General features: G+C 68.6%; 1 protein-coding gene. It reads right to left on the bottom strand.

Annotation, left to right across the window (positions count from 1 at the left end):
* Nucleotides 1-1,181 (bottom strand): beta-ketoacyl synthase N-terminal-like domain-containing protein (locus tag ABZ659_RS35875; RefSeq protein WP_360229212.1); only part of this gene is annotated, 1,181 nt, incomplete at its 3' end.
* Nucleotides 1,182-1,220: the final 39 nt, after the last annotated feature.

Here is a 1,220-nt window from a genome sequence, read left to right as displayed (position 1 = left end):
TCCAGCGCCTCCCAGGACGCCTCCAGCAGAAGCCGTTGCTGCGGGTCCATCGCGGTCGCCTCACGCGGACTGATCCCGAAAAAGCCCGCGTCGAACTCGCCGATGCCGTCCAGGAAGCTGCCGCCGCGCACGTATATGGTGCCGACACGCTCGGGGTCGGGGTCGTAGAGGCGCTCCAGGTCCCAGCCCCGGTCGGTCGGCAGGCCCGAGACCGTGTCCCGACCCTCCGCCACCAACCGCCACAACTCCTCCGGCGACGTCACCCCACCCGGATAACGACACGCCATACCCACGATCGCCAACGGCTCATCGGTGTGCGCGCGTGGTGACCTCGGTCCGGGATTGGCCGCCGAGTCAGGCCCGCCGACCTCCGAGAGCAGCAGACGGGCAACCGCGGAGGACGTGGGGTAGTCGAAGACCAGGGAGGTGGGCAGGCGAAGCCCGGTAGCCTCCATGAGCCGGTCACACAGTTCCACCCCCGCGAGGGAGTCGAAGCCGAGGTCCTTGAAGACCCGGGAAGGGGCGATCGCCGTCCCTGAAGGCTTCCCGACCACCGCGGCCACCTGTTCAAGGACCAGGTCGAGCACCGTCTGCTCGCGCTCGGTCTCGGGAACACCGGCCAGCCGTTGCGCCAGCGCACTGGCCCGAGGCCCGGTCCCCGTGGGTCCCGACTCCGCCGGTGGCGCCCATACAGCGGCGGCCGGATCGGCGGCCTCCTGGTTCTCGGGCAACCAGTACCGCTGACGCTGGAAGGCGTAAGTGGGCAGGTCGACGCGCTGGGCACCGGAACCGGCATAGAAGGCGTCCCAGTCGACCGGGAGTCCGGCGACGTGGGCGTGTCCCAGGAAGCCTGCGAACGCCTCCGTCTCCGGAACACGAGCCTTCAGTACGGGTATGAACATCGCGCTTGGGCCGTTGAGGGAGTCCAGCGTCCGACGGGCCGCCGCGGTCAACACGGCGTCCGGGCCGACCTCGACGAAGCGGGTCACGCCTTCGGCTGCAAGGGTGCGCACCCCGTCGGCGAAACGGACCCCCTCACGGACATGAGAAACCCAGTACGACGGATCCGTCAGCTCACTCGACACCAACGTGCCGGTCACATTCGACACCACCGCCATGTTCGGCGTGTGGAAGGTGAGACCTTCAGCCACCGCACGGAACTCGTCCAGCATCGGTTCCATGAGCGGGGAGTGGAAGGCGTGACTGACCTTGAGTCGCGT

The sequence above is a fragment of the Streptomyces sp. NPDC006997 genome (assembly GCF_040635175.1).
Classification (GTDB): domain Bacteria; phylum Actinomycetota; class Actinomycetes; order Streptomycetales; family Streptomycetaceae; genus Streptomyces.
Note: the sequence above shows the minus strand (reverse complement) of the source record. Positions and strands in the feature narration are given on the sequence as shown.